This window comes from Nonomuraea sp. NPDC048882 (genome assembly GCF_040649755.1).
In the GTDB taxonomy this organism is placed as follows: domain Bacteria; phylum Actinomycetota; class Actinomycetes; order Streptosporangiales; family Streptosporangiaceae; genus Nonomuraea; species Nonomuraea maheshkhaliensis.
Window position 1 is genome coordinate 282,999 of record NZ_JBEZGB010000011.1, and the last position, 13,179, is coordinate 296,177.

The 13,179-nt window shown below is 70.3% G+C and carries 13 protein-coding genes; 6 read left to right on the top strand and 7 right to left on the bottom strand.

Going from position 1 to position 13,179, the window contains the following annotated elements:
- The first annotated feature begins 89 nt into the window (after positions 1-89).
- The gene (locus tag AB0C27_RS35255; protein WP_357853494.1) at positions 90-998 is read left to right on the top strand and encodes an acyl-CoA desaturase; all 909 of its coding nucleotides are present in this window, start codon (positions 90-92) and stop codon (positions 996-998) included.
- Between the two features lie 40 nt (positions 999-1,038).
- Here the strand turns inward: AB0C27_RS35255 and AB0C27_RS35260 are convergent, their stop codons facing one another.
- Positions 1,039-1,260, bottom strand: a complete 222-nt coding sequence (locus tag AB0C27_RS35260) for a hypothetical protein (protein WP_346114688.1) — start codon at positions 1,258-1,260, stop codon at positions 1,039-1,041.
- Between the two features lie 70 nt (positions 1,261-1,330).
- On the opposite strand from AB0C27_RS35260, the gene AB0C27_RS35265 reads away from it, so the two are divergent.
- The 4 genes from AB0C27_RS35265 (at position 1,331) to AB0C27_RS35280 (ending at position 5,236) form a co-directional block, all read left to right on the top strand.
- On the top strand, positions 1,331-2,470 hold the full coding sequence (locus tag AB0C27_RS35265) for a sensor histidine kinase (RefSeq protein WP_357853184.1): 1,140 nt from the start codon (positions 1,331-1,333) through the stop codon (positions 2,468-2,470).
- Positions 2,467-3,135 carry a response regulator transcription factor gene (locus AB0C27_RS35270; RefSeq protein WP_357853187.1) on the top strand — a complete coding sequence of 223 codons (669 nt, stop codon included), beginning with the start codon at positions 2,467-2,469 and terminating at the stop codon, positions 3,133-3,135. Before AB0C27_RS35265 ends, AB0C27_RS35270 begins: the two co-directional genes overlap by 4 nt.
- Positions 3,136-3,231: 96 nt before the next feature.
- A complete protein-coding gene (locus tag AB0C27_RS35275; protein WP_357853190.1) occupies positions 3,232-4,482 on the top strand; it encodes a cytochrome ubiquinol oxidase subunit I in 1,251 nt (416 codons plus the stop codon).
- Positions 4,483-4,495: 13 nt separating this feature from the next.
- Positions 4,496-5,236, top strand: coding sequence for a cytochrome d ubiquinol oxidase subunit II (locus AB0C27_RS35280; RefSeq protein ID WP_357853193.1), 741 nt, complete (start codon positions 4,496-4,498; stop codon positions 5,234-5,236).
- Here the strand turns inward: AB0C27_RS35280 and AB0C27_RS35285 are convergent.
- From AB0C27_RS35285 to AB0C27_RS35310, 6 genes are all read right to left on the bottom strand, one after another.
- The gene (locus AB0C27_RS35285) at positions 5,233-6,987 is read right to left on the bottom strand and encodes a 5'-nucleotidase C-terminal domain-containing protein (protein WP_357853196.1); all 1,755 of its coding nucleotides are present in this window, start codon (positions 6,985-6,987) and stop codon (positions 5,233-5,235) included. The two genes, AB0C27_RS35280 and AB0C27_RS35285, sit on opposite strands and share 4 nt — an antisense overlap.
- 102 nt (positions 6,988-7,089) lie before the next feature.
- Positions 7,090-8,751: an alpha-amylase family protein gene (locus tag AB0C27_RS35290; protein ID WP_357853198.1), complete on the bottom strand. Its 1,662-nt coding sequence runs from the start codon at positions 8,749-8,751 to the stop codon at positions 7,090-7,092.
- Positions 8,752-8,779: 28 nt separating this feature from the next.
- On the bottom strand, positions 8,780-9,712 hold the full coding sequence (locus tag AB0C27_RS35295) for a nucleoside hydrolase (protein WP_357853201.1): 933 nt from the start codon (positions 9,710-9,712) through the stop codon (positions 8,780-8,782).
- 65 nt (positions 9,713-9,777) lie between these two features.
- Positions 9,778-10,956, bottom strand: coding sequence for a helix-turn-helix domain-containing protein (locus AB0C27_RS35300; RefSeq protein WP_357853203.1), 1,179 nt, complete (start codon positions 10,954-10,956; stop codon positions 9,778-9,780).
- A gap of 64 nt (positions 10,957-11,020) precedes the next feature.
- Positions 11,021-11,221 (bottom strand): EF-hand domain-containing protein, encoded by a 201-nt coding sequence (locus tag AB0C27_RS35305; protein ID WP_346114678.1) that lies wholly within the window; start codon positions 11,219-11,221, stop codon positions 11,021-11,023.
- 31 nt (positions 11,222-11,252) lie between these two features.
- The gene (locus AB0C27_RS35310; protein ID WP_357853207.1) at positions 11,253-12,131 is read right to left on the bottom strand and encodes a LysR substrate-binding domain-containing protein; all 879 of its coding nucleotides are present in this window, start codon (positions 12,129-12,131) and stop codon (positions 11,253-11,255) included.
- Between the two features lie 62 nt (positions 12,132-12,193).
- Between AB0C27_RS35310 and AB0C27_RS35315 the strand changes: the two genes are divergently transcribed.
- On the top strand, positions 12,194-13,174 hold the full coding sequence (locus AB0C27_RS35315) for an aldo/keto reductase (RefSeq protein WP_357853210.1): 981 nt from the start codon (positions 12,194-12,196) through the stop codon (positions 13,172-13,174).
- The last annotated feature ends 5 nt before the right edge of the window (positions 13,175-13,179 follow it).

A 13,179-nucleotide genomic window follows, 5' to 3' on the forward strand; every position in this document is an offset into this window, starting at 1 on the left:
ACACTCGAGGCAGTGACTTCGCCCGACTAGCCCATCGCATCACGGAGGCCGGTCTGCTCGACCGGCGTCCCGTCTACTACGCCGTACGCATGAGCATCGCGGCCCTCGTCTACCTCGGCTGCTGGGCGTTGTTCGCCTGGGTGGGCGACTCCTGGCTGCAACTTCTCGTCGCGGTCGTGATGGCCGTGGTGTTCACGCAACTCGGCTTCCTCGCCCACGACCTGGGGCACCGGCAGGTCTTCAGGACCAGGCGGCCGAGCGACATCGCCGGCCTGATCATCGGGAACTTCGGCGTGGGGCTCGGCTGGGGCTGGTGGAACACCAAGCACAACCGCCACCACGCCAATCCCAACCACGAGGACCACGATCCCGACGTCTCCCCCGCCGTGATCGTCTGGTCCCAGGAGCAGGCGGCGAACAGCAATGGCCTGCCACGATTTATCGCAAAATATCAGGCTTTCTGGTTCTTTCCGCTGCTCACGCTCGAAGCCTGGCACCTGCACATCGCCAGCTTCAAGGCACTGCTCAACCCGGCCGCCAAGCGGCGCCGCCTGGAGCTGACGCTCCTGGTCACCCACTTCGTCCTCTACTTCGGCCTGATCTTCACCATCCTGCCGGTCGGCAAGGCGCTGCTCTTCCTGCTCGTGCACCAGGGGCTCTTCGGGCTCTACCTCGGCTGCACGTTCGCCCCCAACCACAAGGGCATGCCGGTGCTGACCAAGGAGGACAAGCTCGACTTCCTCCGCAAGCAGGTGCTGACCTCCCGCAACGTGCGCGGCAACCTGTTCACGGACGTGGCGCTCGGCCAGCTCAACTACCAGATCGAGCACCATCTGTTCCCGCACATGCCGGCGCCGAACCTGCGCCGGGCCCAGCCGATCGTCGAGCGCTACTGCGCCGAGATCGGCGTCGACTACCTCCAGACCCGGCTGCTCACGTCGTACGGTCAGGCGTTGAGCCATCTGCACGAGGTCGGCGCCGAGCTCCGGCGACGCTGAACGCCGGAACTCCGGCGAGGCCGAACCACGCGGGGCGCCCCTACCGGGCGCCCTCTTCCTCCAGGCGCTGGATCAGGGCGTCGCGGCGGCGTTCGAGCCCGGCGATCAGCTCGACCTGCTCGTCCGCCTGGCTGATCATCGTCGCGATCTCCACCTGGTCGGTGGCGCCGATGTCGCGGATCTGGTCGCGGACTTCCTGGTTCTCGGCACGCAGCCGGGCCAGATCCTCTTCGACCTGCCGGAGTTCGTCCTTGGTGCTCATGCACCGGCTCTACCCAGGATGCGCGCCGCCAATTACCCCGCCATATGCGGATATGTAGACAATAGGAGTCATGAGCAGGCCGTCGACCAGCACGATCGTGACATCCGTGACGATTGCCGTCGCGCTGATCGGCACCCTGGCGTCCTACGCCTTCCTCCCGCGCGTCAACCCGGTGAACGCGCTCGACCTCGTCCTGCCGCTGACCGCCGCCTGCGGGCTGCTGGTGCGGGAGCGCTTTCCCGTCGCGGCGCTGATCGTCGTGGCGGTGTCGGTGGCCGTCTACTACCCGTGGGCCACGGTCGACGGGCCGATCATCGTGCTGCTGTTCGTCTGCCTGTACTCCGCTGCCGACCTGGGGCACCTGACCGCGGCCATCGCCACCGGCGGCGCCTCGCTGCTGGCCATGGGGATCGGCGAGAGCGGCGGCGTGCGGCACGTGGACGACAGCCTGTTCGTGATGATCGCCGGGTGGGTGGTGGCCGCCATCGCGTTCGGCGGCGTCACCCGCAACCGCCGCGCGTACCTGGAGGAGGCCAGGCAGCACGCGCTGGACGCCGTACGCAGCAAGGAGGAGGAGGCCAGGCGGCGGGCCGGCGAGGAGCGGCTGCGGATCGCCAGGGAGCTGCACGACGTCCTGGGGCACAACATCTCCATGATCAACGTGCAGGCCGCCGCGGCGCTGCACGGACTCAAGAAACGGCCCGAGGAGGCCGAGACGGCGCTGCGGACGATCAAGGACACCAGCAAGGAGACGCTGCGCGAGCTGCGTACCACGCTGGGAGTGCTGCGCCAGGTGGACGAGGACGCGCCGACCGCTCCCCACGACAGCCTGGCCCGGGTGGAGGCGCTGGTGCGGGCCTCCGGCCTGGACGTGCGTACCGAGCTGTCCGGGCCGCTCGACGCGCTGCCCACCGAGGTGGACCTGGCCGCCGCCCGCATCGTCAGGGAGGCGCTGACGAACGTCTCCCGCCACTCCGGCACCGACCGGGCCACGCTCCGCCTCACCAGCGCGTCCGGGCACGTCGAGATCGAAGTCGATGACGAAGGCCCCGGCGCCGTCTACGACGAGGGCAGCGGCTTCGGCGTGCAGGGCATGCGCGAGCGGGCCGCCGCGCTCGGCGGCACCCTGGACGCGGGCCCGCGACCCGAGGGCGGCTGGCGCGTCGCCGCCCGCCTGCCACTGAACCAGCCGACGAACGGGACTCGATGATCCGCGTACTCCTCGCCGACGACCAGACTCTGGTCCGGGCCGGCTTCCGCTCCATCCTCAGCGACGAGGAGGACGTCGACGTGGTGGCCGAGGCCGCCAACGGCGCGCAGGCCGTCGCCGGGGCCCGCGAGCACCGGCCCGACGTGGTCCTCATGGACATCCGCATGCCCGAGCTCGACGGCCTGGAGGCCACCCGCCGCATCGCCGGGGACCCCGCGCTCGACGGCGTCAGGGTGATCATCCTGACCACGTTCGACCTGGACGACTACGTGTACGGGGCGCTGCGCGCGGGCGCGGCCGGGTTCCTGGTCAAGGACACCGAGCCGGCCGAGCTGATCCACGCGGTCAGGGTCGTGGCCAGGGGCGACGCGCTGATCGCCCCCTCGATCACGCGCCGGCTGATCGCCGAGTTCGCCGGCCGGGTCAAGCGCCCCGAGCCGGGACCGCGGCTGAACGCGCTCACCGACCGGGAGCGCGAGGTCATGACGCTGGTGGCCGCGGGCCTGTCCAACGACGAGATCGCGGCCAGGCTGGTGCTCAGCCCGGCCACCGCGAAGACGCACGTCAGCCGGATCATGACCAAGCTGGCCGTGCGCGATCGGGCGCAGCTCGTGGTCATCGCGTACGAGGCCGGCATGATCACCCCGGGCTGGCTTACCCCCTGAGTCGTACGCCGACCCGGCCCATGCCACCTGGGGTGTACGCCGGGTGCCCGCCCGGGCATGACGCGGCGCGCGGTGTCCTGCCCGGAGGCTCGGGGCATGGACACCGTGGACCTCGCCCGCCTGCAGTTCGCCCTCACCGCGGGCGCGCACTTCCTGTTCGTGGCGCTCACGCTCGGCCTGGCCACGATCGTGGCGGTCATCCAGACCTGGGCCACCGTCGGCGGCAACCCCGTGCACCTGCGGATGACGCGGTTCTGGGGCCAGCTCTACCTGATCAACTACGCGATGGGCATCGTCACCGGGCTCGTGATGGAATTCCAGCTCGGGCTGTCGTGGAGCGGGCTGACGAACTACGCCGGCGACGTGTTCGGCTCGGCGCTGGCGATCGAGACGCTGGCGGCGTTCTTCGTCGAGTCCACGTTCCTGGGCCTGTGGATCTTCGGCTGGAACCGGCTGAACCGGTGGGCGCACCTGGCGGTGATCTGGGTGGTGACGCTGACGGCGTACGCGTCGGCATTCTTCATCATGACCGCCAACGGCTTCCTGCAGAATCCCGTGGGCCATGTGCTGGACGGCGAGCGGCTGCGGCTGACGGACTTCGGCGCGATGGTGGCCAACCCGGCGGCCCAGCTCGCGTTCTGGCACGTGCTGGTCGGCGGGCTGATCACGGGGGCGTTCTTCGTGGCCGGGGTGAGCGCGTACCACCTGTTCAGGCGCACGCCCGAGCAGGACGTCTTCCGCAAGTCGCTGCGGATCGGGGTCGGCGTGGCGCTGCCCGCCGTCTTCATGAACGCGGTGTTCGGCGGGATCTCGTTCCAAACCCTGCAGCCCGCCAAGGCTGCCGCCTGGACGAACGACGCCGGCCGGCTGGCCGAGGCGCAGGCCGAGATGGTGGCCGCATTCGGGCCGGGTGACTATCTGCCGCCCGTGGCGTGGGTGCAGGCGGGCGGGATCACGATGCTGACGTTGTTCGCGGTCATGCTGGGTGTGGCCGGGCTGAGTTTTCTGCTCATGCTGTTCCGGCCGGTGGTGCGCGGGTTCCGGCTGTGGCACGGGCTGCTCGTGCTGATGATCCCGGTGCCGTTCGTGACCATGCTGAGCGGCTGGATCTTCAGGGAGATGGGGCGCCAGCCATGGGCCGTGTACGGGCTGCTGCGCACCTCGGAGGCCATGTCCCCGGTCACCGCGGGGCAGCTGCAGTTCTCCCTGATCGCGTTCTGCACGGTGTTCGGCGTGCTCATCGCGGTCAACACCTGGCTGCTGGCCAGGCACGCCCGGCGCGGACCCGCTGCGGTGGCGCTGGGCGACCGGCCGATCGACGCCCCCGTCCCCGTCCCCTCGTTCTGAAAAGGAGCCGATCGTGGAGATCCTCATCCTGGCCTTCTTCGTCCTGGGTTACCTGGTGCTGGCCGGGGCGGACATCGGGGTGGGCATGGCGCTGCCGTACCTCGGGCGTTCGTCCGCCGAGCGGCGCGAGGTGATCGCCGCCATCGCGCCGTTCTTCCTGGGCAACGAGGTCTGGCTGGTCGCCGCGGCCGGAGTGCTGGCCGGGCTGTTCCCCCAGTCGGAGGGCGAGCTGCTGCACGGCAACTACACCGTCGTGGTGACGCTGCTGGTGGCGTGGGTGGTGCGCGACATGGGGCTCTGGCTGCGCGGGCGGGTGCCGGGGGCGCGCTGGCAGGCGTTCTGGGACGGCGCGATCGTGGCCGGGAGCTGGGGGCTGGCGCTGAGCTGGGGCACGCTGCTGTCCCACGTGCTGCTCGGCATCGAGGGGCCGGCGGCGGCGCTGCCCGCGCTGGTGCTGACCGCTCTGTTCGGCACGCACGGGCTGACGTTCGCGGCGCTGCGGCTGCGCGGAACCCTGCGCGAGCGGGCCGCCGTGCTGTCGGGCGGGGCCGGGGAGTGGCGCGCGTACGCGCTGACGGCGGCGGCGCTCGTGGTGGTGGGGGTGCTGGCCGGGCTCCGGCTGCCGCTGGAGCCCGGCACGTCGGGGCCGCTGCTGGTGCCGGTCGTCCTCACCTTGATCCCGTTCCTGGTGGCCTCCCAGGCGTGGGTGTGGTGGACGTTCCGGCACCGGGTGAGCGGGCCCTCCTACCTCTAGAACAGCGGCTGGCCGTCCCTGGTGAGCTTCCAGTTGGGGGCGGCGAAGTCGGCCGGGTCGATGGTGCCCTGCGCGGTGGCGTACTCGATCAGCGCCTGCCTGATCTCCACCTGGGCGTTGTAGAGGACCGGGGCCGTGGTCACGTGCGGGAAGCCGCCGCCGCCCGACTGGCGGTAATTGTTGATCGCGACGACGAACTCCTTGTCGGCCGGGAGCGGCGCGCCGTCGTAGCTCAGGTTGGCGATGCGCTGCCCGACCGGCTTGGCCACGTCGATGTCGTACGACACTCCGGAGAGCTGGTCGTAGTTGTAGTCGGGGGTGTTGCCGGCGTTCGTCAGCGTGGCCGGGTCCACGGGGGCGCCGGGGGCGAGCTGGTTGAAGTACTTGGCGGAGTACTCCAGGTAGTCCTTGATCTGCGCGCCGGTCAGCTTCACCGCCAGCAGCGTGTTGTCGTAGACGTACAGACCGGCCACGTCCCTGACCCGGATGTCGCCGGCGGGGAAGACGGCGCTGCGGCTGAACGGCGCGGCGATCGAGAGCACCGGCAGCGTGTTGTCCGGCAGCGCCTTCTTGACCGTCTCGACCTGGACGTGCTGGATGTAGTCGAGGATCGGCGTGTCCTTGTACGGCGACTCCGTGGCGACCAGCTCCTGGGCCGACTGGGCGACGACCTTGTTGACGTAGCCGATCGTGGTGTCGTGCTGCGGCTTGAGCAGCCGGACGATCTTCGGGTCCTCCTCGACCGTGTTCGTGTTCAGCGTGGTGGAGGACTTGCCGGTGACCGTCCACTTGCCGCGCTGCTTGGCGAGCTGGAAGTCGAGCACCGACAGGCGCTGGCCCCACCTGCCCGGCTCGGTCAGCAGCACCTGCTTGCCGGTCGCCTTGTTGGTCACGAACCGCTGCGCGACCTCGTTGTGGGCGTGCCCGAACAGCACCGCGTCGATGCCCGGCACCTGCTCGGCCACCAGCGCGGAGGCGTTCTCGACGGGCAGGTCGCCGCCGTAGGAGGACAGGCCGTTGTCGCCCGCGTGCGCGGTCACGACGACCACGTCCGCGCCGAGGCCGCGGATGACCGGCACCCACTTCCTGGCCGTCTCGACCAGGTCGGTGAAGCGCAGCTTGCCCTCGACGTTGGCCTTGTCCCAGATGGCCACGCCCGGGTTGGTCAGACCGAGCACGCCCACCTTGACCGGCTTGTCGCCCTTGACCTTCATCGTCTTGATGACGAACGGCTGGTACGCCGGCAGCCCCGACCGGTCGCGGACGGCGTTCGCGCCGAGCACGGGGGCCTTCATCTGCTTGATCCAGGTGGCCAGCAGCGGCAGCCCGTAGTTGAACTCGTGGTTGCCCAGCGTCACGGCGTCGTAGCCGATGGCGTTCATGGCCTTGGCCATCGGGTGGGTCTTACCGGTCTCGGTGATCGGCTCGACCTTGGCGTAGTAGTACGCCAGCGGGGTGCCCTGAATGGTGTCACCCGAGTCGAACAGCAGCGTACGATCCGCTCCGCGCTCGGCCCTGATCCGGTTGACCAGCGAGGACACCTTGGCCAGGCCGACGGCGTTGCCCTGGCTGTCGGTGTAGGCGCCGTCCTTGAAGTAGTCCCAGTTGAGCACGTTGGCGTGGAGGTCGGACGTGCCCATGACCGTGACCATGACCGTTCTGGCCGGTTTGCCGGCCTGCGCGGGGGGCGCCACCAGGGCCAGCGCGCACAGCGCGGCGGCTCCGGTGAGGGCGAGCTTCTTGGTCTGCATGCTGCTGGAGATTAATCTCGACAAATTACTCATTGATTACGAAAATGCCGATCAAGCTCGCCCTGGAGCTTTCAGCGGCCCGGAGCTCTCCGCGACCACGATTCACCGTGACTTCACCGAGGCGTCCTCGGGCGCGACGTCCGGACGTGAGGCGCGCAACCAGCGGCAGCCGTGCGGCTCCATCGTGATCCGCACCACGCCTCCGTCCGGCACCTCGGTGGTCCCGTCCACCAGCAGATCCGTGAGCCGGCAGCCGCCGAGCCCGTCCAGCCGCAGCTCCGCCTCCCGCGCCGTGTCGCTGAGATTGTGCGCGACCACCACCGTGGCCCCGTCGGCGTCGCAGCGGTGCGCGAAGACGGCCGGCTCGCCCGTGTCCAGCACCGTGGACTCGCCCCACGCCAGCTCGGGGCACTCGCGGTAGCGCTCGATCAGCAACTGGAACCAGCGCAGCAGCGAGTCGGTGTCGCGCTTCTGGTCGGCCACGTTCACCCGCTCGGGGCCGAACGCGCCCTCGGGCACGGCCCGGACCGGCTCCACCCGGCTGAACCCGCCGTCGCGCGACCACTGCATGGGGACGCGGACCGCCATCCGGCCCTCCGCCTTCAGATTCTCCCCCAGCCCGATCTCCTCGCCGTAGAAGATCACCGGCGTGCCGGGCAACGAGAACAGCAGGCTGTAGGCCATCTTGACGCGCCGCGGGTCGCCTCCGAGCATGGGCGGCAGGCGGCGGCGCAGCCCGCGCCCGAAGATCTGCATGTCCTCGCTCGGCCCGAACGCCGCGAAGACCTCCTGCCGCTCGTCCTCGGTCAGCTTGTCCAGCGTCAGCTCGTCGTGGTTACGCAGGAACACGGCCCACTGGGAGTCCTTGGGCGGCTTCGGCCGCTCGCGCAGCGCCTCCGACAGCGGCCCCGCGTCGCAGCGGGCCAGCGACAGCCACGCCTTCTGCATCCCGATGAAGTCGAAGCACATCGTGATCTGGTCGCCGAGCCCGTCGCCGAAGTAGGAGACCAGGTCCTTGTAAGCGACGTTCACCTCGCCGAGCAGAATCGATCCGCCCATCCGCCGGGTCATGAACGCCCGCAGGTCGGCCAGGAACTCGTGCGGCTCGGCCAGCTTCGGATCGACGTTCTCGATCAGGTACGGCACCGCGTCCACCCGGAAGCCGGACAGCCCCAGCTCCATCCAGAAGCCCAGCACGCGGGCGATCTCGTCCCTGACCTCGGGGTTGGCCACGTTCAGGTCCGGCTGGTGCCGGTAGAAGCTGTGCAGGTAGTACTGGCCCGAGCCCTCGTCGTACTCCCAGACGCTGTTCTCCTTGTCGGGGAAGACGACCTGGTCGGGGTTGTCCGGTTCCGGGGTGTCGGACCAGACGTACCAGTCGCGGAGCGGCGAGTCCTTGCTCGACCGGGCCTCCTTGAACCACGGATGCCGGTCGGACGTGTGGTTGACCACGAGGTCGGCGATGACCCGTAGGCCGCGGTCGTGGGCGGTGCGCATGAACTCCACGAAGTCGCCCAGCGTGCCGAGCCTCGGATCGACGGTGTAGAAGTCGGTGATGTCGTAGCCGTCGTCCTTGTTGGGGGTGGGGAAGAACGGCATGAGCCACAGGCAGGTCACGCCGAGCCCGGCGAGATAGTCGATCTGCTGCGTCAGGCCGCGGAAGTCGCCCACGCCGTCGTCGTTGCCGTCCTTGAACGTCTCCACGTCCAGGCAGTAGACGACGGCGTTCTTCCACCAGACGTCGGAGGTGTACGTCAGTCGCATCCGCTTCCGCTACCCCCGGCGGGGCAGGTCATGACAGCGTACGGATCGCCGCTTCGACCAGTTCCCAGAACCCCTCGACGTCCACGCCGGTGGCCACGCGCGCGTTGGGCTCGCGGCCGAGCTTGCCGAGCAGGTCGACGCTGGTCGCGCCGGCCGTCTCGGTGCCGTGCAGCTCGACGTCGATCCTGGTGCCGACCGTGGTCACCAGGCCCGGGCGGGCGACCAGGGCCATCGCGACGGGGTCGTGCAGCGGGCCGGCCGGCATGCCCTGGTCGCGCTCGTACGTGGCGTTGAAGAAGGCGAGCAGCTCGACGCCGAAGGCGGCCGTCCTGTTGCCGATCGCGCCGATCCTCGCCATCACCTCGGGCGTGACGAGGACCTGGTGGGTGACGTTCAGGCCGATCATGGTGAACGGCACTCCCGAGCCGAGCACGACGGCGACCGCCTCGGGGTCGGTCCAGGAGTTGAACTCCGCGTACGGGGTGATGTTGCCGCGCCCGGTCGACCCGCCCATCCAGACCACCTCCCTGATCAGGGGCAGCCGTTCCGGGTGGGCCCGGACGAACAGGGCGATGTTCGTCAGCGGGCCGGTGGCCACGATCGTCACCGGTTCGCCGGCCGTGTCGAGGACGTCCCCGATCAGCTCGATCGCGGTGCGCGGGTCGGCGGTCACGACCGGCTCGGGCAGTTCGGGGCCGCCGAGCGCGTTGGCGCCGTGGATCGACTCGGCCGGGGTCAGCACCCGCACCAGGGGGCTGGCGGCTCCTGGCGAGATCGGCACGCCCGTGATCCCGGCCAGGCCGGTCACCACCCTGGCGTTGTAGGTGGTGTGGGTGAGCAGGCCGTTGCCGCCGACGGTGGTGATGGCGCGCAGGTCGATCTCCGGGTCGCCGGCCGCCAGCCAGATCGCGAAGACGTCGTCGTGTCCGGGGTCGCAGTCCAATATGACCGGTTTCGGCATCCGCCCATGGTATAGACCGGACTGCGGTGGAACGCGGCCGGTCGGCGGCGTGGGGCCGAGCCCGGTCAGCGGGTCATGACCGCCTGTCTGGCGCGCAGGGCGATCTCCAGCTCGAACCGGATGTCGGGGTCGGCGAGCTGGTCGCCGTACAGCTCCTCAAGCTGACGCAGCCGGTAACGCACGGTCTGCGGATGCACGTGCAGCTTGGCCGCCACCTCGCCCGCGCCCCTGCCGTGCCGCAGCCAGGCCAGCAGCGTCTCCGCCAGCCGGTCCTGCTGCGTGGGCCGCAGGTGGGCGAGGGGCGCCAGCCGTACCTCGGCCAGGGCGCTGACCAGCTCCTCGTCCTTGAACACGACCAGCGTGGCCATGTGGTCCTCGCACCGCAGCAGCCCCCTGGGCAGCACGCCGCGCCGCGACAGCTCCAGCGCCTCGCCCGCCCACCGCAGCGAGGTCGCGGCCGAGGTCAGGGGGACGGCGGGGCCGATGGCCGCGCGGTGGCCGCGCAGCGCGTGCTCCAGTGTCTGGGCCTGGCCGGGGCCGGCCGGGTCGGGCACCAGCAGGCACGGCGCGGGCCGCTCGTGGCCGGTCAGCACGTCGGGCGGCAGCGGGGGCACGCGGCGGGCGCCGTGCTGCTCGTCGAGCGCCACGCAGGCGACGGTCCTCGGCAGCCGCCAGCCGGCGGCCTTGGCCAGGTCGGCGATGGCCTCCTGGCCGGCGGGCGGCCGGCTGAGCAGCAGGTCGAGCAGGCGGTTACGGCGGCGGTCCATCTCGCCCGCCTCGTGCGCCCTGGCGTACTCGAAGCCCTCGGCGGCGGCGTCGGCCAGCTCGTCGAGGTAGACGAAGATGGCGTCGCCCAGGCCGTACAGGCACTGCGGCGACAGCCCGAGCGGGCCGGCGATCTCGGTGAGCCGCCGCCAGCCGACCCGGGCGCCGAGCCGCATCGCCGCCTGGAGCGGCTCCAGGTTGCGTCCTTCCGCCGCCTCCCCCTTGCCGATCATGCGGAACGGCTCGGGGTCCCAGGGGGCGCCGGGGTCTTCGACGCGGTCGAGGAAACCTTCGATGGCCTGCTCGACCGCCATTCGTACGACTTTGATGTAGATCTCGTCCGAGGGCCGGGCGTATTCGGGGATGCGGGTCTGGATCTCCTCGATCACCTCTTCCGAGACCCGGCCGATGCCCGACCTGAGCGTTCTGACGATCTCCGCGGGGATGCGGCTTTCGCTGACGTCACTCCTGATGGCCATCGTCCCTCCTGTCGCCATTGTGACCCAGGCAACAGAAGAATGTGAAGCAAGTGCTTGTTTATTGTCAATTCTGGAGGAAGGCGCCGAACTCCTCGACGTCGATCAGCCCGTCACCGTCCTTGTCGAGCCGCTGCACACCCGCCTGCGCCGCCTCCAGCGTCACGGGCTGGCCCATCACCTCCATCAGCCGGACGAGCTCGACGGCCGAGATGCGGCCGTCCTTGTCGGCGTCGATCAGTTCGAAGGTGGTCGCGTAGTCGCTCATGGTCACCCTTCCCGCTTGGTCCGATATCGCGTCAGACCTTAGTCGTGACTTGTCGTAGCGCGTCGATGAATGCCAGGACTTGTGGGGTGGCATTCCCTTCGCGCCAGGCAATGGCGAGTTCCCCAGGAGGCAGCCCCTTAACGGGCCGGTACGTCATTCCCGGCCGGTCGTACAGCCTCGCGTTCCCCTCCGCCACCAGAACGACGCCGAGTCCGCTGGTCACAGCCTCGAAGACCTCCTCCGCCGTGTTGGCGGTCACCCCGATCACCGGTTCGTCCTCCCGCACGTCGAGCCCGAGCCAGAAGTCCCGCAGCGCCCCCGCGGCCGGGGGCAGCGCGATGAACGGCTCGTCCCGCAGCTCCGCGAACGGGATCTCCGCCAGCCCGGCCAGCCGGTGATCGGCCGGCATCGCCACGCCTCGCTCCTCCCTGGCCAGCACGTACGTCCGCAGCCCCGCCGGCACCGGCAGCCAGATGAAGGCCACGTCGGAGGACCCGTCGGCCAGCCCGCCACTGGGGTCGTCCCAGCCGACCAGCCGCAGCGACACCTCCCACCCCGGCATCGCCGTACGGAAGCGCCGCAGCGCCTCCTGCTGCAGCCCTCTGCCCACGGCGGTCTGCATCCCGATCACCAGCGTGCCGGCCGGCGCCGCCGCCCGCGCCCGCTCCACCCCAGCGCCCCAGCGTTCCAGCAGGTCGCGGGCGGCCGGCAGCAGGGCCGCACCCTGCCTGGTGAGCACCACCCCGCTCGGCACCCGGTCGAACAGCCGGAAGCCCAGCTGCCGCTCCAGCACCCTGAGCTGCTTGGACAGCGCGGGCTGGGAGACGAACAGCCGCTCGGCGGCCCGCGTCACGTTCAGCTCGTCGGCCACCGCCACGAAGTACCGCAACTCCCGCAGATGCACGTCCATAGCCATCGGTTATAGCAAAAGGTCTTGGACGCTCCGGCGGTCCCGGCCGCAGGATCGAGCGCATGAAGACCCGCGTACTCGGAAACCTCCAGGTCCCCGCCATCGGTTACGGCGCGATGGTGCTCTCGCCCGGTGTGTACGGCGAGATCGACGACACCCGCGCCGAGGCCGCGCTCAAGTCGGCGCTGGACGCCGGCGCCACCCTCGTGGACACCAGCGACGCCTACGGCTCGGACGGTCACAACGAACGCCTGGTCGGCCGGGCGATCAAGGGCCGCAGGGACGAGGTGGTCGTGGCGACCAAGTTCGGCCTGGCGATCCCGGAGGGCGAGCCGAGCCGGTCGTATCCCGTCGGTTACGCCTTCGGCGAGCTGCGGGTGAACGCCGAGCCCCGCCTGGTCCGCCGCTACGCCGAGCGCAGCCTGCGCAACCTGGACACCGACGTGATCGACCTCTACTACGCTCACTACCCCGACCCCGGCGTCCCCATCGAGGAGACGGCCGGTGCGATGGCGGAGCTGGTCCGCGACGGGCTGGTCAGGCACCTGGGCCTGTCCAACGTCACCGCCGCGCAACTGCGGGCGGCGCACGCCGTGCACCCCGTGGCGGCCGTGCAGAACGAGTGGTCGATGTGGCGGCCCGTGGACGCCGACCTGCTGGCCACGGCACGCGAACTGGGTGTCGGGATCGTGGCCTGGAGCCCGCTCGGCAACGGCTTCCTCACCGGTACGGTGCGGGCGCTCGGCGAGGGCGACTTCCGGCACAACGCGCCCCGCTTCTCGGCCGAGAACCTGGCGGGCAACAACGACCGTTACGCCCCGATCCGGACCCTGGCCACGCATCTCGGGCTCACCCCGGCCCAGCTCGCCCTTTCCTGGCTGCTGCACCAGGACGAGCACGTGGTGGCCATCCCGGGCAGCCGCACTCCCGCGCACATCGAGGAGAACCTGGCCGCCGCCGACCTGACCCTGCACCCGGACACGCTCGCCAGGATCGACAAGGCACTGAACGGGTTCGAGGTGAGCGGCGGGACGCTGCTCTGACACCC

What these genes read in the sequence shown, in the direction of transcription:
- AB0C27_RS35255 (WP_357853494.1), top strand. Translation starts at nt 90, where the DNA reads ATGAGCATCGCGGCCCTCGTCTACCTCGGCTGCTGGGCGTTGTTCGCC.
- AB0C27_RS35260 (WP_346114688.1), bottom strand. Translation starts at nt 1,260, where the DNA reads ATGAGCACCAAGGACGAACTCCGGCAGGTCGAAGAGGATCTGGCCCGG.
- AB0C27_RS35265 (WP_357853184.1), top strand. Translation starts at nt 1,331, where the DNA reads ATGAGCAGGCCGTCGACCAGCACGATCGTGACATCCGTGACGATTGCC.
- AB0C27_RS35270 (WP_357853187.1), top strand. Translation starts at nt 2,467, where the DNA reads ATGATCCGCGTACTCCTCGCCGACGACCAGACTCTGGTCCGGGCCGGC.
- AB0C27_RS35275 (WP_357853190.1), top strand. Translation starts at nt 3,232, where the DNA reads ATGGACACCGTGGACCTCGCCCGCCTGCAGTTCGCCCTCACCGCGGGC.
- AB0C27_RS35285 (WP_357853196.1), bottom strand. Translation starts at nt 6,987, where the DNA reads ATGCAGACCAAGAAGCTCGCCCTCACCGGAGCCGCCGCGCTGTGCGCG.
- AB0C27_RS35290 (WP_357853198.1), bottom strand. Translation starts at nt 8,751, where the DNA reads ATGCGACTGACGTACACCTCCGACGTCTGGTGGAAGAACGCCGTCGTC.
- AB0C27_RS35295 (WP_357853201.1), bottom strand. Translation starts at nt 9,712, where the DNA reads ATGCCGAAACCGGTCATATTGGACTGCGACCCCGGACACGACGACGTC.
- AB0C27_RS35300 (WP_357853203.1), bottom strand. Translation starts at nt 10,956, where the DNA reads ATGGCCATCAGGAGTGACGTCAGCGAAAGCCGCATCCCCGCGGAGATC.
- AB0C27_RS35305 (WP_346114678.1), bottom strand. Translation starts at nt 11,221, where the DNA reads ATGAGCGACTACGCGACCACCTTCGAACTGATCGACGCCGACAAGGAC.
- AB0C27_RS35310 (WP_357853207.1), bottom strand. Translation starts at nt 12,131, where the DNA reads ATGGACGTGCATCTGCGGGAGTTGCGGTACTTCGTGGCGGTGGCCGAC.
- AB0C27_RS35315 (WP_357853210.1), top strand. Translation starts at nt 12,194, where the DNA reads ATGAAGACCCGCGTACTCGGAAACCTCCAGGTCCCCGCCATCGGTTAC.